General features: G+C 58.6%; 21 protein-coding genes and 1 tRNA gene. 9 read left to right on the forward strand and 13 right to left on the reverse strand.

The genetic code is table 11. The features are described from left to right. Positions 1-127: 127 nt before the first annotated feature. The 3 genes from I2I01_RS01430 to pdxH all read right to left on the reverse strand — a co-directional run bounded on the left by I2I01_RS01430 (position 128) and on the right by pdxH (position 2,854). On the reverse strand, positions 128-748 hold the full coding sequence (locus tag I2I01_RS01430) for a Maf family nucleotide pyrophosphatase (protein ID WP_196284640.1): 621 nt from the start codon (positions 746-748) through the stop codon (positions 128-130). Beyond that, positions 745-2,079 carry a DUF1015 domain-containing protein gene (locus I2I01_RS01435; RefSeq protein WP_196284641.1) on the reverse strand — a complete coding sequence of 445 codons (1,335 nt, stop codon included), beginning with the start codon at positions 2,077-2,079 and terminating at the stop codon, positions 745-747. The genes I2I01_RS01430 and I2I01_RS01435 overlap by 4 nt, the downstream gene beginning before the upstream one ends. Before the next feature lie 124 nt (positions 2,080-2,203). Next, positions 2,204-2,854, reverse strand: a complete 651-nt coding sequence (gene pdxH, locus I2I01_RS01440) for a pyridoxamine 5'-phosphate oxidase (protein WP_196284642.1) — start codon at positions 2,852-2,854, stop codon at positions 2,204-2,206. Positions 2,855-3,078: 224 nt separating this feature from the next. Here pdxH and I2I01_RS01445 point away from each other — a divergent pair, with 224 nt between their 5' ends. From I2I01_RS01445 to I2I01_RS01460, 4 genes are all read left to right on the forward strand, one after another. Further along, positions 3,079-3,636, forward strand: coding sequence for a YqgE/AlgH family protein (locus tag I2I01_RS01445; protein ID WP_196284643.1), 558 nt, complete (start codon positions 3,079-3,081; stop codon positions 3,634-3,636). Positions 3,637-3,729: 93 nt separating this feature from the next. Beyond that, on the forward strand, positions 3,730-6,186 hold the full coding sequence (locus tag I2I01_RS01450; RefSeq protein ID WP_196284644.1) for a DUF349 domain-containing protein: 2,457 nt from the start codon (positions 3,730-3,732) through the stop codon (positions 6,184-6,186). A gap of 128 nt (positions 6,187-6,314) precedes the next feature. Further along, positions 6,315-6,390 (forward strand) — tRNA-Thr (locus I2I01_RS01455). 101 nt (positions 6,391-6,491) lie between these two features. Next, positions 6,492-6,959: a hypothetical protein gene (locus tag I2I01_RS01460; protein ID WP_196284645.1), complete on the forward strand. Its 468-nt coding sequence runs from the start codon at positions 6,492-6,494 to the stop codon at positions 6,957-6,959. Positions 6,960-7,021: 62 nt separating this feature from the next. Here I2I01_RS01460 and I2I01_RS01465 read toward each other — a convergent pair whose 3' ends face one another. Beyond that, positions 7,022-7,834 carry a phosphatase PAP2 family protein gene (locus I2I01_RS01465; protein WP_196284646.1) on the reverse strand — a complete coding sequence of 271 codons (813 nt, stop codon included), beginning with the start codon at positions 7,832-7,834 and terminating at the stop codon, positions 7,022-7,024. Between the two features lie 141 nt (positions 7,835-7,975). On the opposite strand from I2I01_RS01465, the gene I2I01_RS01470 reads away from it, so the two are divergent. The 5 genes from I2I01_RS01470 to I2I01_RS01490 all read left to right on the forward strand — a co-directional run bounded on the left by I2I01_RS01470 (position 7,976) and on the right by I2I01_RS01490 (position 14,914). Continuing rightward, positions 7,976-8,623, forward strand: coding sequence for an HD domain-containing protein (locus tag I2I01_RS01470; RefSeq protein WP_196284647.1), 648 nt, complete (start codon positions 7,976-7,978; stop codon positions 8,621-8,623). A gap of 57 nt (positions 8,624-8,680) precedes the next feature. Next, entirely contained in the window at positions 8,681-8,911 is a 231-nt protein-coding gene (locus I2I01_RS01475) for a hypothetical protein (RefSeq protein ID WP_196284648.1), read from the forward strand. A gap of 145 nt (positions 8,912-9,056) precedes the next feature. Beyond that, positions 9,057-11,702, forward strand: a complete 2,646-nt coding sequence (gene gyrA, locus I2I01_RS01480; RefSeq protein ID WP_196284649.1) for a DNA gyrase subunit A — start codon at positions 9,057-9,059, stop codon at positions 11,700-11,702. 191 nt (positions 11,703-11,893) lie between these two features. Then, positions 11,894-13,054 carry a tetratricopeptide repeat protein gene (locus tag I2I01_RS01485; RefSeq protein WP_196284650.1) on the forward strand — a complete coding sequence of 387 codons (1,161 nt, stop codon included), beginning with the start codon at positions 11,894-11,896 and terminating at the stop codon, positions 13,052-13,054. Between the two features lie 852 nt (positions 13,055-13,906). Beyond that, on the forward strand, positions 13,907-14,914 hold the full coding sequence (locus tag I2I01_RS01490; RefSeq protein ID WP_196284651.1) for a hypothetical protein: 1,008 nt from the start codon (positions 13,907-13,909) through the stop codon (positions 14,912-14,914). A 41-nt stretch (positions 14,915-14,955) separates the two neighbouring features. Here the strand turns inward: I2I01_RS01490 and hisIE are convergent, their stop codons facing one another. From hisIE to rpe, 9 genes are all read right to left on the reverse strand, one after another. After that, a complete protein-coding gene (hisIE, locus tag I2I01_RS01495; protein WP_196285544.1) occupies positions 14,956-15,624 on the reverse strand; it encodes a bifunctional phosphoribosyl-AMP cyclohydrolase/phosphoribosyl-ATP diphosphatase HisIE in 669 nt (222 codons plus the stop codon). A 70-nt stretch (positions 15,625-15,694) separates the two neighbouring features. Next, positions 15,695-16,450: an imidazole glycerol phosphate synthase subunit HisF gene (gene hisF / locus I2I01_RS01500; RefSeq protein WP_196284652.1), complete on the reverse strand. Its 756-nt coding sequence runs from the start codon at positions 16,448-16,450 to the stop codon at positions 15,695-15,697. A gap of 45 nt (positions 16,451-16,495) precedes the next feature. Next, positions 16,496-17,212: a 1-(5-phosphoribosyl)-5-[(5-phosphoribosylamino)methylideneamino]imidazole-4-carboxamide isomerase gene (locus I2I01_RS01505; RefSeq protein ID WP_196284653.1), complete on the reverse strand. Its 717-nt coding sequence runs from the start codon at positions 17,210-17,212 to the stop codon at positions 16,496-16,498. A gap of 21 nt (positions 17,213-17,233) precedes the next feature. Continuing rightward, on the reverse strand, positions 17,234-17,821 hold the full coding sequence (gene hisH / locus I2I01_RS01510) for an imidazole glycerol phosphate synthase subunit HisH (protein ID WP_196284654.1): 588 nt from the start codon (positions 17,819-17,821) through the stop codon (positions 17,234-17,236). A gap of 62 nt (positions 17,822-17,883) precedes the next feature. Continuing rightward, on the reverse strand, positions 17,884-18,984 hold the full coding sequence (hisB, locus tag I2I01_RS01515) for a bifunctional histidinol-phosphatase/imidazoleglycerol-phosphate dehydratase HisB (RefSeq protein WP_196284655.1): 1,101 nt from the start codon (positions 18,982-18,984) through the stop codon (positions 17,884-17,886). Between the two features lie 46 nt (positions 18,985-19,030). Continuing rightward, complete coding sequence (gene hisD, locus I2I01_RS23480; RefSeq protein ID WP_211537761.1) at positions 19,031-21,436, reverse strand: histidinol dehydrogenase; 2,406 nt, start codon at positions 21,434-21,436, stop codon at positions 19,031-19,033. Positions 21,437-21,443: 7 nt separating this feature from the next. Continuing rightward, complete coding sequence (gene hisG / locus I2I01_RS01530; protein ID WP_196284656.1) at positions 21,444-22,295, reverse strand: ATP phosphoribosyltransferase; 852 nt, start codon at positions 22,293-22,295, stop codon at positions 21,444-21,446. Positions 22,296-22,789: 494 nt separating this feature from the next. Continuing rightward, positions 22,790-25,330 carry a TonB-dependent receptor gene (locus tag I2I01_RS01535; protein WP_196284657.1) on the reverse strand — a complete coding sequence of 847 codons (2,541 nt, stop codon included), beginning with the start codon at positions 25,328-25,330 and terminating at the stop codon, positions 22,790-22,792. Between the two features lie 59 nt (positions 25,331-25,389). Continuing rightward, complete coding sequence (gene rpe, locus I2I01_RS01540) at positions 25,390-26,109, reverse strand: ribulose-phosphate 3-epimerase (protein WP_196284658.1); 720 nt, start codon at positions 26,107-26,109, stop codon at positions 25,390-25,392. Positions 26,110-26,178 lie beyond the last annotated feature (69 nt).

Raw genomic sequence — 26,178 nt, forward strand, 5'->3', positions numbered from 1 at the left:
GGGAAAATGACATCCAACGACCAGGCTTCAGCCCAATCCACAGTTCGGAATACTACCGCAGCGAAGCCGGACGTAGCGGCAATTATTACTGCTCCCAGGAGCAACCAAAATGTAATTCTGGGTAACGTCATCCTGCTTTAAAATCAGCAGGTGCAGTATTAAGGCCATTCCAGGCGGCGGCTGGGCCAAGCAAATTCTCCAGCTCTTCCCAAACCCGATGCACGGGCAGCCCCATCACGTTAAAGTAAGAACCTTCAAGGCGCGTCACGCCCACCATGCCAATCCAGTCCTGCGCGCCATAGGCGCCGGCCTTGTCGAAGGGTTTAGCGGTTTCGATGTAATGGCTGATTTCGGCAGGCGACAGCGGGCGGAAATGCACGGTGGTTTGGTCAGAAAACAGTACTTCGCGCCCATTGCCGGTGCGCAGGCAGACTCCGGTAAATACCTCGTGCGACCGGCCCTGCAGGCGGGTGAGCATGGCGGTAGCCTCGGCCACGTCGGCGGGCTTGTTCAACACGACGTCGTCGAGGCACACAATGGTGTCGGCTGTGAGCACTACTTCGTCGGGGGCAAGGGTTGCCACGTAGGCAGCGGCTTTGCGGGCAGCCAAATATTCGGCTACCTCGGCCCGGCGCAGGTGGTCTGGAAACTCCTCGTCCACATCCACCAGACGGATTTCATAGCGCAACCCAAGGTCGGACAGCAGTTGGCGACGACGGGGCGAATTAGATGCAAGAATGAGTTTCACGCGGGTAGGGCAGAGGCTTGAAAATATTCGGCAAATGGATTGCCGGTTTCGTCGTCGGCAATGCTGCTAAAGAGAAAGCCACCGATGGTTTTGGGGTAGAAAAACGTTGATTTTGGGGGCATCACGGCGCCGGAGTGGCACACGGCTTCCACTTCGGCCATGGTCACCTCGTTCACAATAAACGCCGCCACAGCCTCACCGCGGTCCACCCGCTGCAGGCAGTCGAACAGGTTGCGCACGTAGGCCACGCCCGGCCACGCCCGCTGGGCATCGGCTCCCATCACGCCCAGCACTTGCTGAAATACGAAATAATGCAGCACTGTCAAATCCAGTGCCTTCACCTGTGGCGTGGTTGGCCAGTCCAGCAGAGTGTGGGCTTCGGGGCGCAGGCGCAGCTTGTAAGCTTGGCCGGCCAGATACAGACCAAACGCCCACGGCTTGCCGGCAATGATTTCGGGCAGGTCATTGGCGTCTTCCTTGGGCGTGACGACAAAATAGGTTTCCAGTGCTCGCAGCATGTCCGGCACGGTATGGCCGTTGGGCAACTCCAGCAGCAGGCGATGGGTAGGCAAAATCCGGAGGTCGTCAGCGGCCGCGTTGGTGAGGTACATGAGGTGGTAGTTCCAGGGCTCGCGGCCGGTGACAGTGCCGTTGGCGGCCAGCTCCCGGGCCTGGCGGTAGGCCAGCGAGCCTTCGTAGCGGTGGTGGCCATCGGCCAAAATCACCTCCTTTGCTTCCAGCACTGCCTGAAACCGGCGAATAATGGACGCGTCATTAATTACGGCCAGTACGTCGCGCGCCCCCTGGTAGTCTTCCACTGTTTCGTAGAGCGGCGAGCGCATGGCTTCGTCGAGGTAGTTTTCCAGCTCGAAATCGTCGTCGCGGTACAGGCCATGGGTGGCACTGGTCTGAAACTGCGTGCGGGCCAGTAGCTCGGCCCGGTCGTTCACCGAAGCGGGCAAGGTGTTTTCATGTCGCAGCACCACATTCTCGGCCCAATCGTAAGCCCTGATGTGGCACATAAAGCCCTTGCGGCAATACTCGCGCGTACTCCCTGGTAGGCGGAAGTACTGGTAATAAACATAGATGCCCGGCATTTCATCCTGCCGCAACACGCCCGAGGCTTTCCACTCAGCTAGGCGTATAGCAGCGGCGGCGGCTGGGTCGGCGTCGCCCGGTACGGTGAGGTGAATGGAGTTCAGCGGGTTGTGATACAGTGCTTCCCGCTGTTTAGCCGACACCACATCAAACAGCGGCGACACAAGCGCATCGATGTTGATGCTGAGGGTGGGGTTGTAGCGCCAGCCGCGTACGGGTTGAATTTCAGCCAAGGGGAGAGGGTAGTTTTGAATGTTGGGTTTTGAGGGTTGAATGGCGAAGTAGGAGGTTCCTTGGGAAATATTGAGCAGCTATTAGGGTATTTAAACACTTAAACCGCAACATTCAACACTTTCCTCACGGTGCCAAGCGGCTGCGCTGCCAGCCCTGGCCGGCGCGCTCGTACACTATTCGGTCGTGCAGGCGGCTTGGGCGGCCCTGCCAGAACTCCACGCGGTGCGGGCGCAGGATGTAGCCGCCCCAATTCTCGGGCCGGGGTAGTGGGTCCTGCCCTTTGAATTGTTCCTCCAATTCCTGCTCGCGCGCTTCCAGTTCTTCCCGGCTGCCAATTACCTGGCTCTGCGGCGAGGCCCAGGCGCCGAGCTGGCTACCGCGGGGCCGGCTCTGAAAATATTCGGTCGACATGGCTGGGGGCGCTTTCTCCACGCGGCCTTCCACGCGCACCTGGCGTTCCAGGCCGGGCCAGAAAAAGTTGAGCGCGGCTAGCGGCTGCTCGGCTAGTTCCTGCCCCTTGCGGGAATCGTAGTTGGTGTAAAACAAGAAGCCGGCGTCGTCAGGCAGGCCTTTGAGCAACACCACGCGCGAAGAGGGCTGCCCGGCTGCGTTCACAGTGCTGAGCGTGAGGGCGGTGGGCTCATCGAGTTTAGCGGCCAGGGCTTCGTCCAGCCACTGCCGGAACTGCTGCACGGCGTCGGGCAGCACATCAGTTTCGGCTAGAGTGCGCTGCGAGTAGGTTTTGCGTAAATCGGCGAGTTGCGTGTCGTTCATGAATGCAAAGGAAATGCGCACGGGCGGTGGCCCGGCAGGCCTGGGCCGCCGTATAACCCTACGGAACATTTTTAACCGGCCTATAGTCTTATTTAACCCGGCTGGGCCATAGCCGGGCGGTGTTGGCGCCGCAAGTTACTACCGCCGCCGAAGGCGCTCCGGCCGGGTGCCTTCTCCAAAGGCCATGGTGCCCCACTTATTCTCTTCCTCCTGACTTTCTTCTTATGCGCCCAGGAACCTTGCTCATCTCTCAGCCCTTTCTGGGCGACCCCAATTTTGAACGTAGCGTGGTGCTTCTTTGCCGCGACGAGCCCGAGGATGGCTCATTTGGCCTTGTGCTGAACCGCCTCACCAACCTCACCCTCGGGGATGTGCTAGACTTGCCCACGCACCTCGCCACAGCGGCCGGCGACCTGCCTCTTTACATGGGCGGCCCCGTTGAGCCAAACACCCTACACTACCTGCATCGCCGCGCCGATTTGCCCGGCGCGCAGGACTTAGGCCAGGACGTGTACTGGGGCGGCGACTTTGAGCTGCTGCTGGGCCTGTTGGGGAGCGGCGCCGTTACGGCCGATGAAATTCGCCTCTTTGCAGGCTATTCGGGTTGGTCGGCCGGCCAGCTGGCCGGCGAATTGCAAGGCCAGAGTTGGATACGACACCCCGCAAGCGCCGGGAAAGTGTTTACTTTGGCATCGGATGCCTTCTGGCGCGATATTCTGCGGGAGAAAGGCGGGCGGTTCAAGGTTTTGGCCAACTACCCCGTCGACCCCCGCCTGAATTGATACCGGTAGGCGGATAATATTTTCCTTTTTGTTTCTACTTTTTTTGCGCGCTCCTCTGGCCCTATAGCACAGGGCTGGCTTTTACGAAGATTTATGGCTGCTGAAGAAAACCCCACTGCCCCGCAAGCCGGCGGCCCCGACGCGTCTGCCGAAGACCGGATGTCCATTTTGCAACGCCGCCTGGCTGAAATTCAAAGCCGTTCGGCTGGAGCCGACGCACCTGGCGACGCGGCCGGCGGCCAAACGGAGCTGCCCGCGCAGGGCACCCCCGAGCTCCCCGCCAACCAGCCTGCCGGCGCCGGTACGGCCGAGGCCCCTGCTGATGCGCCCGCCGCGCCGGCCCCCGCCAGCGCGCCCGCTCCCGGCACGCCCGAGGCTAAAGCCGCCGAAGAAACCGCGCAGCACGTGCCCAATGAGGTATCCGTGGACGGCAGCGACATGTCGGCTCCCCAGGCCCGGGCCGTGGCCCACTACGGCGCCGACATGACCTCCAGCGTGGTCGAAACGCCCCAGCCCGAGGCATTGCCCGCTCAGGAACAAATTGCCAGTGCTGCTCCTGCACCTATTGCTGACCCCGAAACCAGCCTTAGCGGTACGGGCGAGCCCGCGACGGTGGAAGAGACTGCTCCTGCTGTGCCCACGGTGGCACTGCATTCAGCCGAGGAGTTGGAAAATGCTCCCCAGGGTGTGGCCCACATCACCACGTCGGAAGAAACTCCGCTGAATGCTGCCCCGGCCAACGTGGCCGCCATTGAAGCAGGAGAGGAGCCCACCGGGCAAAGCGAAGGCGAAGAAACTTACGTACCCGAAACGCCCGCCCCGGATTTTACTACCCTTGACCTGCCGGCTCAGGCTTCGTACCTGGTAGGCTTGCTGCGCCGGCCCGATGCACGACGCAACCGCAAGCAGATTCAGGACCTCACCCGCCAGTACGAAGCCAATGTGGGCCTGGCCCGCACCGCCGCTCGCCAGAAATTTGCCGAAGGCGGTGAAGGCGCGGAGGCGTTTGCCTTCCAGCAGCCCGAGGGCCAGCAGGAGCTGAACAAGGCCCTGCAGGAATTCCGCGAGAACCGCGCCAAGGATGCCAAAGCCGAGGACGCCAGCCGCGCCGACAACCTCACCAAAAAGCGCGCCCTGCTCGACCAGCTCCGCGGCCTCGTGGAAGCGGCCGAAACCAAGGACAGCTCGGCCAAGCTTAAAGCCCTGCAAGCCGAGTGGAAAGCCACCGGCGCCGTGCCCCAGACCGACAGCCAGTCCATCTGGGACACCTACCACGGCCTGCTCGACATTTACTACAGCAAGCAGGGCCAGTTCCTGCAAATGAAGGACCTGGACCGCCGCCGCAACCAGGAAGCCAAAGAAGCCCTCATCAAGCGCGCCGAGGCCCTGGCTGATGCCCCCGGCATCAACAAAGCCCTCGACGAGCTGACCAAGCTGCACGAAGACTGGAAGAACATTGGCCCTGTGCCGAACGACCAGCGCGAGCCGCTGTGGCAGCGCTTCATTGCCGCTTCCGACGTGCTGCACCAGCGCCGTAAGGAGTTCGTGGACCAACGCTCGACCCAGGAGAAAGCCAACCTTGTGGTGAAGCAGGCCCTGCTCGAGCGTGTGCTGCCCTTCGCTACCTTCGATACCGACCGTGTGAACCTGTGGCGCTCGAAAACCGACGAGCTGCAGGAAATCAAAGCCGAGTGGGAAGCCGCTGGCCTCGTGCCCCGCGCCCAGGCCGATGCCCTGAACAAGCAGTACTGGGCCGCCTATAAGGCTTTCTTCAACCGTAAGAATGATTTCTTCAAGTCGCTCGACAACGAGAAATCGGCCAACGTGAAGGCCAAGCAGGCCCTTATCGACCAGGCCGAGGAAGCCCAGAACAACCCCGACCAGGACGCCGCCCGCCAGACCATTATCCGGGTGCAAAAGGAGTGGAAGGAAGTGGGCCGCGTGCCCGATAAGCTGGCCGACAAGCTGTGGCACCGCTTCCGTGCTGCCTGCGATGCCGTATTTGAGCGTCCCAAGCAGGAGTTCCGTCAGCGCGAGGAGAAAGCGCAGCAGGCTTCGGCTGAGCAGACGGCTCACCTTGCCCAGATTGGCGAGCAGGTGAACGCTCTCGGCGCGGATAATCCCGGCACCCTAGAAGGCTTCCGCGCCATCCTGACCGACTGGTCGACGGCTTTCGACGCCAACGATGCCGAGCCCAACCGCGGCACCGGCGACGCCAGCGAAGACCAGTTGCTGAAGCTCCTGGGCAAATATCTCGACCAGGTGCCCGGCCTGAGCTACGAAGACCGTTCTAACCTGCTGTTCCAAACTGAGGTGGCCCGTCTCAAGGCCCGTCCGCACGCCCAGCAGCAGCTCACGCGCAAGGAAATGGCCCTGCGCAAGGAAATCAACGAGCTGGAAAACGACGCCGCCACCCTGCAAACCAACCTCGACTTCTTTGCTCGCTCTAAGAATGCAAGCCAGCTGCGTGAGGAGTACCAGGGCCGCATCGCCGAGGGGCAGAAGCGCATTGATGCGCTCAAGAAGCAGCTGAAAATGATTCGTAGCTAAGTCAGGTAATCCTTTGGCTTACACGCAAAGCGCCCCGGTGAATTGCTCGCCGGGGCGCTTTTTTTCAATAAATCAAAGCGCACCGTTGGCGGAAGGCTGTTGATAGGCTACTTTTGCACCACCAACCCGCCGCCTTAGCTCAGTTGGTAGAGCTTCTGACTTGTAATCAGAGGGTCGTTGGTTCGAGTCCGACAGGCGGCTCCAGGTAATTGAGACCCCATGTGAACGACGTGTTTGCATGGGGTCTTTGCTTGGTGTGCCCGTGGGTGTACCTAATATCCCTCACACCAATAGCTATTTCATTTATGCAGCCCGAAATTCAAGAGTTCAGCACTTTGCTGCGAACTGATGGCCTCCACGCGGCCTTGCAGTATTTGAATAGCCGCACCCCGCATCGTTACACAGGCGTCTTTCGCTTCGATGGGGAAATGTTGCGCAACGAGGCGCTCTTTGACCGTTACGAGCCCAGCGTGCAACGGGGCGACGACGTGCCGATGGCGGTGACGTACTGTTCACTCGTTGGGCGGCAGCAGGCGCCACTTGAAATTCAGGATGCGTCCACCGACTCATCCGCGCAGCAAATCCATACGTCCGTGGTTTCCTATTGCGGAGTACCGATTCTCGACGCTTCAGGCAGCCCAATAGGCACGCTTTGTCATTACGACACGCAACGCTGCCAAGAACGCACGGCTGACCTGCCATTGCTGGAAGCCGCTGCCGACTTGCTGCGCGGACGCCTCGGGGCTACGACTAGCATTACGGCAACTAACTAGATTCGGAAACGACTGATACTGAGCTTACGCAACAATAAGTGTTGTGGGGGCCTGAAGTAGTATTACTTCGGTCGCCAATTAAAGCACAAGCCCATGCCACCGGTGGGCGTCCACACGGGTAGCAGGCTTGTTTCACCAATGCCGCGGCCGCCGGGTTTGCGGCCCCAACGGTTGCGGTGGGAGAGGTAGGCCATGTGCGCCGATAGAATGCCAAAGCCCGCGCCGGCCACCACGTCGGACTGCCAGTGCTTGTTGTTTATCATTCGGAATGCGGCTACGCTGGTGGCCAGGGCGTAGGCGCCCACGCCGTACCATTGGCTCTTGTCGCGAAACTCTGCGTGGACGATGCTGGCCGCCAGAAACGCCTGAGCCGTATGGCCCGACGGGAAGGAGAGGTGGTCCGACGAGTCGGGCCGTTGAATGTGGGTGAGCGTTTTTACGATGTACACCGAGCCGAGCATGATGAGTTCGCTCTTGGCGACCACCAAGGCCAGATTGAGTCGGTCGTTGCGCGACTCGACGCCAGCCAGCAGCACGCCGGGTATTTCCAGGTACGGTGCCCACTGTAAGTAGTCGTCGGTGTGGTTGCGGTAGGTGCCGAATTCGCTTCTGATGGCACGCTTGGCTTGGTAGGAACTGTAGAGTCCATTGCCGTAAATGGTGCTAGCGCCGTAGCCAATCAATGCCGCGGGAATAATGGTTGCGCGAAACCCCTTGCTTCGGAAAAACGATTTTTTGGGCGGGGCTAGTGCCCCGGGCGGGTTCTGGTACTTGTGGGTAGTATCAGTCGGAACCGGAGTTTGGGCCGTAGCCAACCGGGGCAGCACGGCCAGCTCTGCCAGCAGGGCCAAAGAGAGGAGGGGGCGAAGCAGCATACGCGGGCGTTGTAAGAAGGTGCGAAGAAACGACCCTCGGCACCAATCGGTTGCCTTTTGGCAGCTACAATCCGAATTTTTGTGGCTTAAGTGGGTGCTAACTTGCTTCCCAAAACTGGTTTTTTAGCAGCTACCGAACACATGGATTTAGTAAACGCCACCGCGCAGTTCATTGAGCAAAAATTTGCCGACGAGGGCAGTGGGCACGACTGGGCCCATATCCGGCGCGTGTGGCTCATGGCGCGCCAACTGGCCGCTAATTCTCCCGAAGCCAACCAACAATTAACTGAGCTCGGCGCGCTGTTGCACGATATTGCCGACTGGAAGTTTCACGGCGGAGACTACGAAGCCGGGCCCCGGGCCGCCCGCGCCTGGCTTCTCAGCCAGCATGCGCCGGAGGAGCTGATTACCCAGGTTGAAACCATTATCCGCGAAGTGTCCTTCAAGGGCCTGGGCGTGGAAACGCCGGTTTCGTCGGTGGAAGCGGCGCTGGTGCAGGACGCCGACCGGCTCGATGCCATCGGGGCCGTTGGCATTGCCCGGGCCTTTGCCTACGGCGGCCACAAAGGCCGGCCCCTGCACGACCCCGCAGTGGCGCCCGTCACGCACGAGAGCTTTGCCAGCTACCAAAAGAGCACCGCGCCCACCATCAATCACTTCTACGAAAAGCTACTGCACCTCAAGAACCGCCTGCAGACGCCCGCCGCCCGCGCCGTGGCCGAAGAGCGTCACGCCTATATGGAAGGCTTCGTGACCCGCTTTTTAGCTGAGTGGGAAGGGCAGGCCTGATGGGGGAGAGCGGCCTGGTTTTGCCGGCCCCCGTATAGTCATCCTTACCTTTGTGCCATGAAGCTGACGTTGCGCCTGAGTATTTGCCTGTTGCTGTTGGGGGCCGCGAGTTGCCGCACGTGCCCCATCGAGTCGTGCCACACCCGCAAGGTGCACATGCACAGCGGCGTAAAGTACCGCGGGCAACCCTTATGGAAGATGCAAAACCCGGCCATTGGGCAAAAAATTAAGACCTATAATCCTAAAGCCGGTAAGAATCCGCAGGATAAGAGCAAGACGTTGAAATAGTCCTACTCAAACCCGCAAAAAAGGCCACAGCGCTTGCCGTTGTGGCCTTTTTGTCGTATCTTCGCACGCATACAAAGAACCATTCACCCTGCGGCTTTTAGGTACCTTTTCAGGGTATTTTTTGAGTCGCCTATCAACCCCCTCAATGGCTGAAGGCGAAAAAATCATTCCGATAAACATCGAAGACGAGATGCGGGGCGCCTACATCGACTACTCGATGTCGGTTATCATCTCGCGGGCCCTGCCCGATGTGCGCGACGGCCTTAAGCCCGTGCACCGGCGCGTGCTTTATGGCATGAGCGAGCTGGGCGTGGGCTACAACAAATCCTACAAGAAGTCGGCCCGTATCGTGGGCGAAGTACTTGGTAAATACCACCCGCACGGCGATACCTCGGTGTACGACACCATGGTGCGTATGGCCCAGGGCTGGAGCCTGCGCTACCCACTCGTGGACGGCCAGGGTAACTTCGGCTCCGTCGATGGCGACTCGCCGGCGGCCATGCGCTACACCGAGGCCCGCCTCAAGCGCATCGCCGATGAAATGCTCGGCGACCTCGACAAGGACACGGTGGACTTCCAGCCCAACTTCGACGACTCGCTCGAAGAGCCGAGCGTGTTGCCGGCCAAGTTCCCCAACCTGCTGGTGAACGGCACGTCGGGCATTGCCGTGGGCATGGCCACCAACATGGCCCCGCACAACCTCACCGAAGTCGTGAACGGTATCATTGCCTACCTCGACAACCCGGACATCACGGTGGCCGAGTTGATGCAGTACGTGACAGCGCCGGATTTCCCCACCGGCGGCATCATCTATGGCTACGAGGGCGTGAAGCAGGCCTTCGAAACAGGCCGTGGCCGCGTGGTAATGCGCGCCAAAGCCACCTTCGAAACCACAAAGACGGGCAAGGAGCAAATCGTCGTCACCGAAATTCCCTACATGGTGAACAAGGCGTCGATGATTGAGAAAACCGCTGCGCTCATCAACGAGAAGAAAATCGAGGGTATTTCGGACCTGCGCGACGAGTCCGACCGCGACGGCATGCGCATCGTGTACGACCTCAAGCGTGACGCCATGCCCAGCGTGGTGCTCAACAACCTGTTCAAGTACACGCAGCTGCAAAGCTCGTTCGGCGTCAACAACGTGTGCCTGGTAAAGGGCCGCCCCATGACGCTGAACCTCCAACAGCTCATCCAGTACTTTGTGGAACACCGCGGCGAGGTTATCGTGCGCCGCACCAAGTACGAGCTGGCCGAAGCGCAAAAGCGTGCCCACATCTTGGAAGGCCTGCTCATTGCCCTCGACCACCTCGACGAGGTCATTGCCCTCATCCGCGGCTCGCGCGACCCTGAGGTAGCCCGTGGCCAACTCATCGAGCGTTTCGCCCTGAGCGAAGTGCAAGCCCGCGCCATTCTGGACATGCGTCTGCAGCGCCTCACTGGTCTGGAACGCGACAAAATCGTGGCCGAGTACAACGAGCTGATGAAGCTCATCGACTACCTGAAGTCGGTACTGGAGTCGGAAGAACTGCAGCGTGGCATTATCAAAACCGAGCTGGAAGACATCCGCGAGCGTTATGGCGATGCCCGCCGTACGGAAATCAACTACCAAGGTGGTGATTTCTCGACTGAGGACATGATTGCGGACGAGGCCATGGTCATCACCATCAGCCGTGAGGGCTACATCAAGCGCACCAACCTGGACGAATATCGCGCCCAGGGCCGCGGCGGCGCAGGTTCGCGCGGCGCCCTGTCGAAGAAGGATGACTTCACGGAGCACCTGTTCGTGGCTACTACGCACGAATACCTGCTGTTCTTTACGGAACTGGGCCGGGTGTTCTGGCTGAAGGTATACGAGGTGCCGGAAGGAGGGAAGGCCACCAAAGGCTTGCCCATTCAGAACCTCATCGAGATACCGCGCGAAGACAAGGTGCGCTCTGTGCTTAACGTGCGTGGCCTGAAAGACCCTGATTACCTCGAAAACACTTACCTGATGTTCTGCACCGAACAGGGCACAGTGAAGAAGACGCCACTGGAAGCGTATTCGCGCCCGCGTTCGGCTGGTATCAATGCCATCACCATCAACGAAGGCGACCGTATTCTGGATGTGCAGCTGCTCACGCCCAACGCAGAGGTGATTTTGGCCTCGCGCACGGGCCGTGCGGTGCGTTTCAATGAAAGCGAGGCCCGCTCCATGGGCCGCTCGGCTGCCGGCGTGCGGGGCATTCGTCTCGAAGATGTGCCCGGCAACCGCGTAGTGGGCATGGTCTGTGTGGCCGACCCCACGCAGGAGCTGCTGGTGGTGAGTGAGAACGGCTTCGGCAAGCGCAGCGAAATAGAAGATTTCCGCGTAACCAAGCGAGGGGGAAAAGGGGTGAAGGCCATGAAGATTACCGATAAAACCGGTAAACTGGTGGCCATCAAGGATGTAAACGATGGTGACGACTTGATGATTATTAATAAGTCTGGCATCACCATCCGTCTGCGCGTAAGTGACCTGCGCATTATTGGTCGAGCTACGCAAGGAGTTCGGTTGATTAAAATCAGCGGTAACGACGAAATCTCTTCGGTAGCCAAAGTGCAAGCTGAAGAGAAAGAAGACGAAAATGCCGTAGCTGCTTTGGAGGCCACCGATGCTGTGGGCTCCGCAGATGGGAGCCAGGGTGTGCTGAACGCCCTAGCCGATGGCGGCGAAGACGACTTGCTAGATGACGATGAAGACTTGGAGGATGATGCCGACGAGGACGACGCTGATGACGAGCAAGATGCCGATGACGATGAAGACTTGGCATAATTGCTGAAGTAGGAGCGGGGCAGTCCATTTGGGCTGCCCCGTTTATTTTTGGCGAACTCAATGCATGGCCTCGGGGTTTGAGGCGCGTTGGGCAAGCTTATCACTCACCCTAACCGTTTCTTTTTTTCGCTTCGCCTTTTGTGTATTTCGTGAATTAACGGCATCCGCAAAGCAAGCACATTCCCAAACTTATGAAGAAGACTATTTTGATGGCCGCTGTTGGTGCAGCACTGCTGGCAGGCGCACCCGCTGTTGTTTCTGCTCAAACTTCGGCAGTTACCAACGCCATTCTCAACCAGCGCTCCGGCCTGCTTGACAAAGCCCGTACAGATATCGATAAGGCCATTGTGAACGAGAAAACCAGTGGCAAAGCCAAAACCTGGTATACCCGTGGTGAAATTTACCAGGGCATGATGGAAAGCCCGATTTACAGCAAGCAGCTGCAGCCCGGCGAGGGGGTACAGAAGGCATATGAATCGTTTGCCAAAACCATCGAGTTGGATACCAAGGACGGTGAATTTGGTAAGCAGGCTGTTACCCGTCTGGATAATCTGTATGGCCACGCTTTCAACGATGCCGTGAACAGCTACAACGCCAAAGACTATGACAAGGCTATCGAAAGCTACAAGCTAGCATCTAAGATTAAGCCCCAGGATACCACTGCGGTACTGTATTCGGCTTATGCCTATGAGGCAAAGCAGGATTATGCCGGAGCGAAGGCAAGCTACAATCAGTTGCTGGGCATGAACTATAAGTCCACGACTTTGTATTCGCGCCTTTTCCAAATGGCAAAACAGCAAAAAGACGATGCCGAAGCCGCTAAAGTGCTGCAGCAAGCTTTGGCAGCATATCCCAACAATAAAAACTTCATGCTTGAAGACCTTAACCTGTCTTTGGCAAGTGGTAAGGGAAGCGACGCTCTAGATAAAATCAGCAAGGCTATTGCGGCTGACCCGTCGAACTCCAACTTGTACGCGGTGCGTGGTTCGATGTACGACCAGCAGAAGAAAAATGATTTGGCTCTGGCTGACTACAAGAAAGCCGTGGAGTTGGACCCCAATAACTTTGATGCTCAGTACAACCTAGGCGTCTACAACTACAATAAGGCCGCGGAAGCTTACACCAAGGCCAGCAAAATGGACCTGAAGTCGTATCAGACGACTGGTAAGAAGTTGGAAGCTGACGGCAAGAAGTATTTCCAAGCGTCGGTGCCATACTTTGAGAAAGCCTTGGAATTGCAGCCTCAGGACCGCAACTCGCTTTCGTCATTGCAGAAGGTGTACTTCCGTTTGGGCCGTACCGCCGACTCTGAGCGTTTGAATGCGCGTTTGGAGCAGTTGAATAAGAAGTAAACGATTCCCGAGTCTTAGAAGGGAAGGGCCCAGCCAATGGTGGTTGGGCCCATTTCTTTTATATTTTTCATAATCAATTTAACATAATATAAATTATAAGACAAGAATATGTTGTCGGTTTTATAATTCTTTAAGGGTGTGTCTGGTCCATTCTGGTGGATGTAGAGTTGCATGGATTGTAGAGCTCCATGAAGTCCTTTAGTTTCCTAAGTTTTTGATGTAGTTATCAAGCCAATTCAATACCGGTGTTATGTTGAGCTGATTTTGACTTGCGATTCTGGCAATTTTTTGGCTCCTAATAACTAGTGGCAATGTTTGCATTCATTTGCTGGTGTGTTGATTTTTTGCTCCAGTGTAATCTCCTGTGGAATAAAAATTCTTTGCTGATGATATTGTAAGTATAGTGTATTGGTTTCGCTGTTTGTCTTAGTGATTTTTTAATGACGGGTTTGAGGGCTGGGCTACTCTCCTATTTTTACTACCATGGTTTCGGTAACATGTTATGGGTTGATAAAGTATATACTGTTGCGTCGCAGAGCTACAGGTCATGTTTCAAAAATAGGTAAAAAAAAGTTTATAAATTCGAAGGATTTTTGTACTCTTATTTACTGTGTAATCACCTTGCTTGTGCGCTGACCTTTAACCTAAGCTACCATAGAAACTAAGCTTCTTATGCCTCGCAGCACAAATTAACCAAAGACTTATAACTTTAGTATATAATTACATATCGTCATGCATTCTCACTATAACTATACTTATTCAATGAATTTGTCTCGAAACACAATGATTATAATGTAAGTACTAAATAGTATAAAATGTTTAAATTTTTTAAACTTTTTTTTACCCTAACGAATGCCTAAACTCATTGATTACCCTCGTACCTCATATGCCGGAGCCTGGGAACTAGCCGAAGTGGTGGACGACACCGGTGGCAAGTGCGAAATCGAAACAGCGGCCCGCAAACTCAACCGCAAAGTGAGTGGGTCTTTTAAAGCCATCATTGGCTCAGCAGTGAAATTTGGACTGCTCACGAGCAAACGAGAGCTGCTTAGCACCACTACACTCTTTAAGCGAATAAAACACGCCTACGACAAAAAGGAGGAATTACTCTTTCACCGTGAAGCGTTCTTAACTCCCCCGCTGTTTGCGCAGATATGCCGGAAATTCAGGCTGCGTGAACTACCCGTGCAAATGCTCGACGTCATGCTTATCCGCGAGTTTGGCGTAGAGGAAATCAACGCCCAAGGAGTAGCAAAAGCTTTTGTGGATGGCTGCCGAATGGTCAACCTGCTTGACGACCGCAATACCATGGCCGACATAGATGCGGCCGCAACCCAACAACAACCCCGGCGCGAGCTCTCCTCGCCGGTACTAACACAATCGGCTTTCATTCCAGCACAGCCGGGTGTAGGCCTTCTTGCTTCTACAAATGGGGAAGCAGCTAAAGAAACCAGCCCCGACAGCCCCGCTTACGATAACTCCTTTCCCAATACGCCAACAGCAAATGCACCAACGGGCCGGAAGCCAACGACTGATGCAATAGCTAACCTGTTTGGCCTATTTTCCGACAACGAGGAGCCAGACCACGCAACCACCGATGCGCCCCTAGCACAAGAGTACAGCAGCCCGGCGGCACTTACGCATGCGCCCGCAATGCAAGAGGTAGCTACATCTCCCACACGAACTGAGCCACTTTCTCAACCACCAGTTTCAACTAATACCCACGCCCCGGTTTATCAGCTGCAAATCAGCGGCCCCGGTTTGAACACTACGTTGTCAGTATTAGAGGAGGACGACATCATTATCGCCCAGGCCTTGCTGGAAAAAATCAGAAGGCAGATAAGAGCAAGAGAACAATAAGCACACGGCGAGCTACGGGTCGTTCACCAGTAGCTCGCCTTTCATTGTTCGTTCAGATGCCGCGTATTGGGCAACCTGTGCCGCTCTTGCAACACAGCTATTACTTCCGATAGTGGCAGTTCCGCAGCGGACAGCAATACGAGCAGGTGATACAGCAAATCGGCTACTTCTCCTGGCAGTGAGTCGCGGTGCCCGGCTACGGCGTCAATAACCGTTTCAACGGCTTCCTCCCCTACTTTTTGCGCAATTTTGGGCATGCCCTTTTTAAAGAGGGATACTGTGTAGGATGTGGGTGCTTGCTCGGGGAACTCCTTACGTTCTTTAATAAGCCGCTCCAGGCTGGCCAGAAACCCAACTGCCGCTGCAGGAGCAGTTTTCTCTTCAGGCTGCACGAAGCAACTCACCGTACCCCGGTGGCACGTCGGCCCGGCCGGCAGCACCCGAATTAAAACCGTGTCGGCGTCACAATCAACGTGGGAGCTTACCACCTGCAGGAAATTGCCGCTGGATTCGCCTTTCGTCCAGAGCCGGTTTTTCGAGCGCGAAAAAAAAGTGACGCGTCCCTCACGCTGCGTTTTCGCCCAGGCCTCCTGGTTCAGGTAGCCGAGCATCAGCACCTGGCCGGTGTCGGCGTCCTGAATAATCGCCGGAGCCAGGCCCGTAGCGAGGTCAAATTGAAGCTCAGCTGATTGGTTTGAAAGACTTGACATCTTCGATTGTAATTGACGGATTGTAGCCGGAAAACTTGCTGTCTTGTCAGGATTAGGCAATGGGCCCACCCTAGAGGCGAACGGGAATGCCGGCGTCGTACAGGTATTGCTTAAGGGTCGGTAAAGCCGTTTCGTTGAAATGGAAAATACTGGCAGCCAAAGCAGCATCAGCCCCTCCGGCTTCAAACACGGCGGTAAAATCAGCGGGTTGTCCGGCACCGCCCGACGCAATGACGGGCACCGGTACAGCATCGCTCACCGCACGCGTCAAATCCAAAGCAAATCCTGCTTTCGTGCCGTCGTGGCTCATGGAAGTGAGCAACAGTTCCCCGGCCCCCAAATCAGCGGCTTCGCGGCACCAGGCCACTGCCTCGCGGCCGGTGGGCTGGGTGCCGGCGCGCGTCATCACCTGCCACTCGCCTTCCACCAGCCGGGCATCAACGGCCACCACAATGCACTGCGAGCCGAAACGCTGGGCCAATTCCCGTATAAAAGCCGGCCGGGCCAGCGCAGCGGAGTTAATGGACACTTTGTCGGCCCCGCTCAGCAGTAGGGCTTCCACGTCGGCGATACTGCTGATGCCGCCGCCCACGGTGAAAGGAATGTCAAGCACACGGGCCACCTCCCGCACTAGGTCGGTGAGCGGCTGGCGGCGCTGATTGGTAGCCGTAATGTCAAGAAATACCAACTCGTCGGCCCCCTCCTGGGCATAACGCGCGGCCAGGGCAATAGGGTCGCCCGCATCGCGCAGGCCTTCGAACTGGATGCCTTTCACGGTGCGGCCATCGCGCACGTCAAGACAAGGTATCAAGCGCTTTTTAATCATGCCGGCACAGAACAAACCGGCCGAATACGAGCCGGTGGGTGAAAATTAGAGGAAACGGCGCAAGTCGGCCAGGGCAATTGTGCCTTCGTAGAGGGCCTTGCCGATGATGGCCCCCTGCAGGCCCGCCTCGGCCAGCCGTTCGAGGTCGGCGATGGTGGTGACGCCACCGCTGGCAATGAACCGGGCCTCGGGAAACGCTGCAATTAACCCCTGGTAGGTGGCCAGCGCGGGCCCTTGCAAGAGCCCGTCCTTGCTGACATCGGTGCAAATGAACGTGGTGCCACCAGCCGCCAAAAAATCGGCAATGAAACCACGCAGCGTCAGTGTGCTTTGGTCAAGCCAGGCGTTAATCATTATGTGCTCGTCCTTGAAATCAGCACCTAGAAAAATGGTGCCAGCTCCGTGGCGCGCCAGCCAGCCCTGCACTGTTGCAGGCTCGCGCACCGCCAGGCTGCCCGCGGTGGCGTGCGCCGCCCCAGCCGCCAGCACCTGCGCTAGGGCGGCGTCGGTCTGAATGCCGCCGCCGGCATCGATATCCAAGGACGTTTGGCGCGCAATGGCTTCCAAAACGGATAAATTCACCGGGCGCCCCGCCCGGGCCCCGTCCAAATCGACGAGGTGCAGACGGCGCAGGCCCGCGTCGGCAAAGCGCTGCGCCACAGCCACGGGGTCGGCGTCGTAGGTGGTTTGGCGGGCAAAATCACCGGCGCTGAGTCGCACACACTGACCGTTCAGCAAATCAATCGCGGGAATTATTTCCAATGGGAAGAGCCTAAGAGGCGATTAAAGATTTAAAAAATTGGCCAGAATGCGTGTGCCGGCCGCGCCGCTTTTTTCCGTGTGGAACTGCACCCCATGGAAATTTCCGTGCTGCACCGCCGCGCTAAAGGGCGCTGGATGGGCTGCTTGGGCCGTGGTATAGGCCCCAACCGGCGCATAATAGCTGTGCACGAAGTACACGTGGTCGGCCTCCGTCAGGCCTGCAAATAAGGGGCCTTGTAAAGCCTGGAGATTATTCCAGCCCATGTGTGGCACTTTATGGGCTGCATCGGGCACAAACCGGCGTACTCGAAAAGGCAGCAGCCCTAACAAGGGGGTGTCGTTTTCTTCGCTGTGTTCGCCGAGTAGCTGCATGCCCAAGCAGATGCCCAGGAAAGGCTGTGTCAGGGTGGGTAGCACCCGGTCGAGGCCGGAGGCTCGCAGCGACTGCATGGCCGATGCTGCTTCTCCTTCCCCTGGAAACAACACCTTGTCGGCCTTGCGCAAAGTTTCCGGGTCGGCGGTGAGCGTAGCGCTAGCTCCCAATCGTTCTAAGGCAAACAGTACGGACTGTACGTTTCCCCCTTTGTAGTCAACTACTGCTATTTGCATAAGAGCCTATCAATACATTTGTGCAATAAGTAAAGGATGCCTAAATGTTATTATACATTTGACTAAAGAATTCCTTTAGTGCTGGGAATACTCATAGATTCCTCGCGTTGCAATGCCATCTTGATGGCTTTAGCCACAGCTTTGAAAATGGCTTCAATTTTATGGTGCTCATTGTCGCCCTGGCAGGAGATATTGAGCGTGGCACGGGCGTTATCGGTAAATGATTTGAAGAAATGGAAGAACAATTCCGTCGGCAAATCCCCCACCTTTTCACGCCGAAACTCTGCGTCCCACACCAACCAGGGCCGGCCTGAAAAGTCGATGGCCGCCTGCGCCAAGGCTTCATCCATCGGCAACAGGAAGCCGTAGCGGGCCAGACCACGTTTGTCGCCCAACGCTTGCGAGAAAGCCGTACCGAGTGCCAATGCAGTGTCTTCAACGGTGTGGTGTTCATCAATGTGCAAATCACCATTTACACTTATGGACAAATCAACTCCACTGTGTCGTCCTAGCTGTTCGAGCATGTGGTCGAAAAAACCCAGTCCGGTTTTTATTTCCGTTTTTCCCGTGCCATCCAAGTTAAGCCGGATGGCAATCTGTGTTTCATTGGTATTCCGCTCGATGGTTGCCACGCGGGCCGGGTAACGCAGGAAGTGGTATATATCGTCCCAGCTGGTCGTGGCGAGAGCAGCGCGTTCGTTGGGCTCCTCTCCTATTAATATGGCTTGGGCCCCGAGATTCTCGGCCAACTCTACATCGGTCAGGCGGTCGCCGATGACATAGGAATTGGCCAAGTCGTATTCGTTGGCGGGGTCAAGGTAACGGCCCAGCAGGCCGAGGCCGGGCTTGCGCGTAGCCAAGCCTTCGTGCGGAAAGCTACGGTCGATGTGCTCGGCGGCGAAATGGATTCCCTCGCCGGCTAAAATCTCCTGCATGAGCCGGTGGGCGGGCCAGAACGTTTCTTCGGGGAAGCTGGTGGTACCCAAGCCGTCTTGGTTGGTGACAAGCACCAACTCGTATTCCGGCAGTTCGCGCGCAATGCGCGCCAGTCCGCTGATGCAGCCGGGCAGGAAAGCAAATTTATCGAGGCTGTCGACCTGCTGGCTCGGCTGTGGCTCGATGAGAATGGTGCCGTCGCGGTCGATGAAAAGGGCCTTTTTCAATGCAATGAAGTTTTCGGTTGACGAAAGTCGAATGGGGAGTGCGCGTTTATTGGCGGGCCTTTTCAACAGGCTGCTTTGCTCCTATCTCAGCCAGCGCTTGCAGCAAACGGGTGTTTTCGGCGTCGGTGCCCACGGTGAGGCGCAAGCAGCCGGCACAGCCGGGCTGGCTGGTTCGATTGCGCACCACGATGCCGCGGGCACGCAGCTGGTCGTATACGCGGGTGGCGTCCACGTTGAAACGTACGAGCAAAAAGTTGGCGTCCGAAGGAAAAACGTGCTCTACAATGGGCAGTGCAGGCAGGTGCTCGGCCAGAAAAGCCCGACCACGCAGGAGTTTGGCGCGCAGCTCCGAAAGTTGTGGGGCGGCGGCCAAGGCGGCCAAGGCGTGTTGCTGCGTGGCCGCGGAAATGTTGTAAGGCGGCTTTATTTTGTTGAGGTAGGCAATGAGCACGGGTGCTGCATACGCCACGCCCAGCCGCAGGCCAGCCAGGCCCCAGGCCTTGGAAAACGTTTGGAGTACGACCAGGCGGGGAAACTCTGCCAGGCGCGTGGTCCAGCTGGGGGCATTGGCAAAGTCGGCATACGCTTCATCAACAATTACCAAGCCGTTGAAAGAAGCCAGGATGCTTTCAATGGCTTCCTGAGCCAGCAGATTTCCCGTGGGATTGTTGGGCGAGCACAGAAAAAGCAACTTGGCTGTGGACTGGACCAGCCGCGCCGCCGCATCGGCCGGTAACTGAAAGTCGGGGGTGAGCGGCAGTCGCTCGACGCGCACATCGTTCAGGTTAGCTGCCACCTCGTACATACCATAGGTGGGCGGGCACACCACAATGCTGTCCTGGCCGGGCACACACGTAAGGCGTACCAGCAGGTCGATGGCTTCGTCGGAACCGTTCCCGAGGAAAATATTCTCTGGTGTCAGGCCTTTTAACTTGGCCAAGTCGGCCTTGATGGCGCGCTGGTGTGGGTCGGGGTAGCGACTGAAATCATCGGGGCCCACGGAGCCCAGGCTGTTTTCATTGGCATCGAGCATAACCGGAGCCATGCCTTCAAATTCGTCGCGGGCCGAGGAATAGGGCTGCATTCGTTCCACATTGGGGCGAATGAGGCCTGCCAATGCGTCTGAAGCGGTATTGGGTGCATCTGTTTCCGGGGCAACGTTGTCGGCCATAGAGGTGAGTCGCAGGCTAACGGCCCGGGCGTGCGCCGAGAGCCCTTCGGCTTCTGCCATGGTTTCAACCACCGGCGCTAAGCTTTTCAAGCCCTGGGACGTGAGTCGTTGAAACGTTATTTTTTTAACGAACGAATCGAGCGACACCCCGCTGTACTGCCGGGCATAGCCGCCGGTAGGCAAAGTGTGGTTGGTACCCGAGGCGTAGTCGCCCACGGATTCCGGCGTGAGGTGGCCCAAAAACACCGAACCCGCGTTCGTGACGCCACCCACCCAGGCATCGGCCTCGTCAGTGGCCAGGATGAGATGCTCCGGGGCATATTTGTTCGAAAAAGCCAGCATGGCCCGGGCATCAGGCAGCAGAATGGCCCGGCTGTTGGCCAGCGCTTCGGCGGCTACCGCGCGGCGCGGCAGCCCGGCGAGCTGACGGTCGAGTTCAGTCTGAACCTGCTCAATTAACTTCTGCGAAGTGCTCAGCAGAATAACCTGCGAATCGGGCCCGTGCTCGGCTTGCGAAAGCAAGTCGGCCGCCACGAATACCGGATTGGCACTTTCGTCGGCCATGACGAGTACTTCCGAGGGGCCAGCGGGCATGTCAATGGCTACCCCGTACTCGGCCGCGGCCAACTGCTTGGCGGCCGTCACGTAGCGGTTGCCAGGGCCGAAAATCTTATCTACTGCAGGCACGCTGGCCGTGCCCAAAGCCAGGGCCGCCACGGCTTGGGCGCCCCCTGCTTTCACTACGCTGTCGATGCCCAGCAGCTGGGCTACGAACAGAATCACCGGGCTCACCGTGCCGTCGGCTTGCGGGGGCGTGCACACCACAACTTCGGGGCAGCCGGCCAAACGGGCGGGCACGCCCAGCATGAGCAGGGTGCTGAACAGCGGAGCCGAGCCACCCGGCACGTAGAGGCCTATGCGCTGCACCGGCACGGCGCGGCGGGCACATGCCACCCCCGGCATGGTTTCGACGCGCAACTCGGGCTCGCGCTGGGCGGCGTGAAAGGCTTCGATGTTGGCCTTGGCTTGGCGAATGGCGGCCTGTAGCTCTACCGGCACCTGCCCCGCAGCGGCCGCAAATTCTGCCTCCGTCACGCGCACGCTGGTGAGACTTGCTTTATCGAATTGCGCAGTCAGGGCAAGTAACGCAGCATCTCCGCCGGCTTGCACCTGGGCAAAGATGTCGCGCACGCGGGCCGCCACCTGCGGCGCTTCGGCCGCGGCGGGGCGCTGTAGCAAGGCAGGCCAGGCGCTGGGGTCGGGATAAGAATAGACTTGCATGGCAGGGCTAGGCAATCATCTTTTCAATGGGCAGCACCAGGATGCCCTCGGCCCCTACGGCCTTGAGCTGGCTGGTAATGTGCCAAAATTCGTCTTCCTGCACCACCGACTGCACCGACACCCAGCCGGGTTCGGCCAGCGGCGTAACCGTGGGCGACTTAATGCCCGGCAGCAGGCGGCGCACCTCTTCCAGGGCCGTCAAGGGGGCATTCAGCAAAATGTACTTGCTCCGCTTGGCGCGGCGCACGGCCTGCATGCGGAAGCGCAGCTGCTCCAGCAGCTCGGTTTGTTCGGCACTTAGGTTGGGCTGGGCAATGAGCACGGCCTCGGAGCGAAACACGGTTTCGACTTCGCGCAGGCCGTTGCCGAGCAAGGTGGAGCCGCTGCTCACAATGTCGCAGATGGCCTCAGCCAGGCCGATGCTGGGCGCAATTTCCACCGAACCGCTGATGGTGTGCAAATTAGCTTGTACCCCGTGTCCGGCCAGGTAACGGCCCAATATGGTGGGGTACGAGGTAGCAATGTTTTTGCCCTGCAGAGATTCAACAGAATCGTAGCTTGCGGCCCGCGGCACAGCCAGGCTGAGGCGGCACTTGCTAAAGCCCAGGGCTTCGACTTCCAGGTTGGGGTAGCCGGCCTCAACCAGCACGTTCTGGCCCACAATGCCCAAGTCAGCCACGCCGTCCTGCACGTAGCCGGGGATGTCGTCATCGCGCAAAAACAGGATTTCGAGTGGGAAATTGGTGGCTTCGGTTTTGAGCTTGTAGGAGCTGCTGATGAAGCTAATGCCGCATTCGCGAATGAGCGCGAGGGAATCCTCGCTCAGGCGACCGGACTTTTGGATGGCTAAACGGAGCATGAAATGAAAGCGAAACGGGCCGAACCTCGCTTGGAAGGTCCGCGAAAGCTCTACTACGGCGCAACGGGCCGGAAGGCAGCAAATCCCGCAAAAAAGTAAGAAAACACCCGGCGCACAGCACGCCGGGGCGCGGCGGTGGAGGCGCGGGCGGCCGGTGCTAGGCTAGCACCCGGCGCACAGCCCGGCCCCCCACAGATGGTGGTGATGGCCTTTCATCCCGTGCACAGTGAGCCCGGCCGATTTCGGCAGCGCAACAGTGAAAATGGGGAAAGTGGGTGCGTTCATTGTGGCGCAAAGGTACGGCCGTTTGCCAAACTGACAAGTTCAAGCGAAGTTTTATTGATTTTCCGCCAAGCGAATCAGTTTTTATTAAGGCAATTTGAATTAATGTCTGCCAGCCTGAACGCTGCGAAGGCCCCTCTCACCAACAGTAAAATAATTCTTATATGGAGGGGCCTTCGCTGCATTCAGGACGACAGGCAATGATTAATTCCTTAAAAACGCGCAATCAGGCGCAGGTTCACTACGCGCTGCGACAGGTAGCTGGGCACGGCGTAAGTGCGGCCGTTCACGTCCTGCAGGTAGCTGTAGCCAGCCACGTTGTTGGCGGCCAAAACGTTGAGGATTTCAAGGCCCAGCCAGAGACTTTCGAAACTGTAGAAATGGGGCTTGGGCGCATTGATGTTTTTCAGGCCAATGACTTTGGAGAAGCCCAAGTCGACGCGCTTATAGCTGCGCACCAAGTCGGCGGTGCCGCGCAGGTCGGGCTCGTTGGGCGGGCTGAAGGGCAGGCCGGTGCCGAACACCAGGTTCACGTAGCCGCGCACCGAGGGGTTATTGGGCAGGTGGTCCTGGAAGAAAATGCCAAGGTTCAGGCGCTGGTCCTGCGGGCGGCGGATGTAGCCCTTGGGCTCGCGGCCGGTGATGTTGCCCTTGCCGTCGAGCACGTTGATGGAGTCGCCGTCCACGTTTTCGCGGGTGGTGAGCACCCCCAAACTAAACCAGGACTCCGCTCCTTTCACGAACTCGCCGCTTAGGCGCGTGTCGAAGCCGGCGGCGTAGGCGCGGGCATTGTTTTTGGCGAAGTAGCGCAGGCGCACGTTGTCCACGTCGTAGGGCACCACGTCGGTGAGGTACTTGTAATACGCCTCGGCCGTGAACTTGAAGGGACGGCCGAACTGCTTGAAATTGATTTCCTCGCCCACGATGAAGTGGTAGGACTTCTGAGCCCGCAGCTCGGGGTTCAGATACGCTTGCTGCACACCCTGGCTGATGGTAGTCTGGTCGCGCAGTTCGCGGTAGAACGGCGGCTGGTAATACACGCCCACGGCGGCCCGGAACGAGCGGTTGGGGTGCCGGCGGCTGATTTGCGAGTATTGCACGCGGGGGCTGAATACCAGTTGGCCGTTGGTGCTCCAATAGTGGGCCCGGGCGCCATAAGTGAGAGTGCGCAGCGTGTCGAAAGCCCAGGTATCCTGCACAAAACCCTGGCTGCGGGTGCTGAGCAAACTCAAATCGGAAACCAGGCGCAGGCGGCGCGCGTCGGGCACGAAGTCGGCCGAGTCGGCGAAGCTGTACTCATTGAGGGTATCGCTGATTTTCTCGCGTCCCACTTTAGCGCCCCAGCGCACGGTGTGCGCGCTGCCAGGCGTCCAGCGGCCGCGGGTTTCGGCGGTGAAGATGCGGGCCGTGAGGAAGTTGCGCGAGTGCCGGAACTGCGAGCCAATATTGCGCTGCCGCACCGCCTGGTTGAAGTCGCGTGAGGTAGGGTCGCGGTTAATGTCAGCGAAGGTGTAGGCAGCTTCCACGTCGCGCAGCTCAAATTCGCGCGAAATAAGCGCCGAGCCTAGCAGCTCCATTTGCAGACGCGACGAGAAGTCGTGCTTCAGGTTGAAGCCGCTCTGGTAGGTATCGAACTGCATGCGCTCTCGCCCGTCGTACGCAATGAAGACGCGGGTGAACTGGTTGGTGTTGGTCGAGAAGGTGGCCTGGCCGGTTTCGGGTGAGAAGCGGTAGTCGTTGTGCGCCACCACGCCCAGCAGGCCCAACGAGGTGCGCTGCATATCCTCCTTCTTGCCCAGACCGATGTTCACGTATGCCTGCGCGTCATAGAAGGTCGGGTTGTAGCCGCCCTGCTGTTGGCGCAGCGAGCTGAGGACGTACTGCGCGTTTTTGTAGCGCACACCGGCTAGGTAGCTCACCCGGCCGTTGGCCGACCGGGCCTCGGCGTGGGCGGCTCCGCCCACCAAGCTGGCCGTGAGCGAGGCCGCAAACTTCTCGGGCGTTTTGTAATCCACGCTCAGCACCGAGGCCAGCTTATCGCCGTACTTAGGCTGCCAGCCGCCGCTGCTGAATTCCACCTGCTTCACCAGGTCGGCATTCACGAAGCTCAAGCCCTCCTGTTGCGCTGAAGTCACCAGAAACGGACGATAAATCTCGAAGCCGTTGACGTACACCAGGTTTTCGTCGTAGTTGCCGCCGCGCACGTTGTAGGTGCTGGTCAGCTCGTTGTTCGACTGCACGCCGGGCAACGTTTTGAGAATGGCGTTGAAGTCGCCAAACGGCGAGGGAATTTCCTTGGCCGCACGCGGGTCGATGCGCGTGATGCTCACCTGTTCGCGGGTGTCGGCCTGGTCGGAGCGGGCCGTCACCTTCACGCCGCCCAGCGCTTTGGTATCGAGCCGCATGACGAGGGCCAGCGGCTTACCGGCGTCGGCGGGCAGGCGCATCGGAATTCGCAACGGCAAAAAGCCCAGCCGGCGCACCACCAGCACCGCCTGCCCCGAAGCGGGCACCCGCACCGTTAGCGAGAAAAACCCTTCTGCCGTGGTATTGGCACCGCCCGGCTGCCCTTCCACTCCTACCGAGGCCAGTTCCAGGGGCTGGCCGTTGGTGTCGCGCAAGGTGCCCGTCAGGGTGATGGTTCCGGCTTGCGCGGGGGCGGCCCCTGCTGGGTTCTGCGCCTGCACATCGGGCGTAGCCAGCAGCAACACGAGGCAGCAGGCCGTTGCCGGGACATTGAAAAGAAGCCTCATCAGCGGCAGACAGAAGTAAGTAGTTGTTTCACGACCGGGAAAACGCCGAATATCGGCCCCTATTGTTTGCGGCGCGCCCCGGCGTTGAGCTCGGCGGTTTCCAGATTGGTGAGGTAGTCGCGCATGCGCGCCAGCGTGGCCACCGGCCCCTCGGGCGCGCTAAACACGAAGTTGCCGGCCACCAGCACGTCGGCCCCGGCTTCTACCAGCGGCCCGGCGTTGGCCAGGCTCACGCCGCCGTCCACCTCAATCAGCGCATCGGAGCCGCAATCGACCAGCAATTCTTTAAGCATGGCCACTTTTTTCAGCGTGTTCGGGATGAAGGCCTGCCCCCCAAAACCGGGGTTCACCGACATCACCAGCACCACGTCGAGGTCGGCCGCAATGTCTTCGAGCAGTGCTACCGGCGTGTGCGGGTTCAGGGCCACGCCGGCCCGGCAGCCCAGTTGCTTGATTTGCTGCACCACGCGGTGCAGGTGAGGGCAGGCTTCGTAGTGCACCGTGATACTGGAGGCGCCCGCGTCGCGGAACTGCGCCAGGTAGTGCTGGGGCTCCTCTATCATCAAATGCACATCGATGGGCTGCTTGGCGTACTTGGCCACGGCCTGCAGCACGGGTAGGCCGAAGGAAATGTTGGGCACGAAACGCCCGTCCATCACGTCGAAGTGCAGCCAGTCGGCGGCACTATCGGCCAGCCGCTCGGTTTCGGCTTGCAGGTTGGCCAAGTCGGCGGCCAGAAAGGACGGAGCGAGCAGCGGGGCGCGGCGGGTTGCGTTCATGGCAGCGAAGATACAGCCGCTCGCCCCGCTGCGGTACGGGCCGGGCGGCCCTACTTTTGCGCCAGGCTC

Origin of the sequence: Hymenobacter properus, from assembly GCF_015694735.1 — a bacterium.
Lineage (GTDB): Bacteria > Bacteroidota > Bacteroidia > Cytophagales > Hymenobacteraceae > Hymenobacter > Hymenobacter properus.

Bases quoted from the DNA above. Each gene is read 5' to 3' on its own strand.
- pdxH (WP_196284642.1), bottom strand. From the start codon at position 2,854: ATGAACGACACGCAACTCGCCGATTTACGCAAAACCTACTCGCAGCGC.
- I2I01_RS01445 (WP_196284643.1), top strand. From the start codon at position 3,079: ATGCGCCCAGGAACCTTGCTCATCTCTCAGCCCTTTCTGGGCGACCCC.
- I2I01_RS01450 (WP_196284644.1), top strand. From the start codon at position 3,730: ATGGCTGCTGAAGAAAACCCCACTGCCCCGCAAGCCGGCGGCCCCGAC.
- I2I01_RS01460 (WP_196284645.1), top strand. From the start codon at position 6,492: ATGCAGCCCGAAATTCAAGAGTTCAGCACTTTGCTGCGAACTGATGGC.
- I2I01_RS01465 (WP_196284646.1), bottom strand. From the start codon at position 7,834: ATGCTGCTTCGCCCCCTCCTCTCTTTGGCCCTGCTGGCAGAGCTGGCC.
- I2I01_RS01470 (WP_196284647.1), top strand. From the start codon at position 7,976: ATGGATTTAGTAAACGCCACCGCGCAGTTCATTGAGCAAAAATTTGCC.
- I2I01_RS01475 (WP_196284648.1), top strand. From the start codon at position 8,681: ATGAAGCTGACGTTGCGCCTGAGTATTTGCCTGTTGCTGTTGGGGGCC.
- gyrA (WP_196284649.1), top strand. From the start codon at position 9,057: ATGGCTGAAGGCGAAAAAATCATTCCGATAAACATCGAAGACGAGATG.
- I2I01_RS01485 (WP_196284650.1), top strand. From the start codon at position 11,894: ATGAAGAAGACTATTTTGATGGCCGCTGTTGGTGCAGCACTGCTGGCA.
- I2I01_RS01490 (WP_196284651.1), top strand. From the start codon at position 13,907: ATGCCTAAACTCATTGATTACCCTCGTACCTCATATGCCGGAGCCTGG.
- hisIE (WP_196285544.1), bottom strand. From the start codon at position 15,624: ATGTCAAGTCTTTCAAACCAATCAGCTGAGCTTCAATTTGACCTCGCT.
- hisF (WP_196284652.1), bottom strand. From the start codon at position 16,450: ATGATTAAAAAGCGCTTGATACCTTGTCTTGACGTGCGCGATGGCCGC.
- hisH (WP_196284654.1), bottom strand. From the start codon at position 17,821: ATGCAAATAGCAGTAGTTGACTACAAAGGGGGAAACGTACAGTCCGTA.
- hisD (WP_211537761.1), bottom strand. From the start codon at position 21,436: ATGCAAGTCTATTCTTATCCCGACCCCAGCGCCTGGCCTGCCTTGCTA.
- hisG (WP_196284656.1), bottom strand. From the start codon at position 22,295: ATGCTCCGTTTAGCCATCCAAAAGTCCGGTCGCCTGAGCGAGGATTCC.
- I2I01_RS01535 (WP_196284657.1), bottom strand. From the start codon at position 25,330: ATGAGGCTTCTTTTCAATGTCCCGGCAACGGCCTGCTGCCTCGTGTTG.
- rpe (WP_196284658.1), bottom strand. From the start codon at position 26,109: ATGAACGCAACCCGCCGCGCCCCGCTGCTCGCTCCGTCCTTTCTGGCC.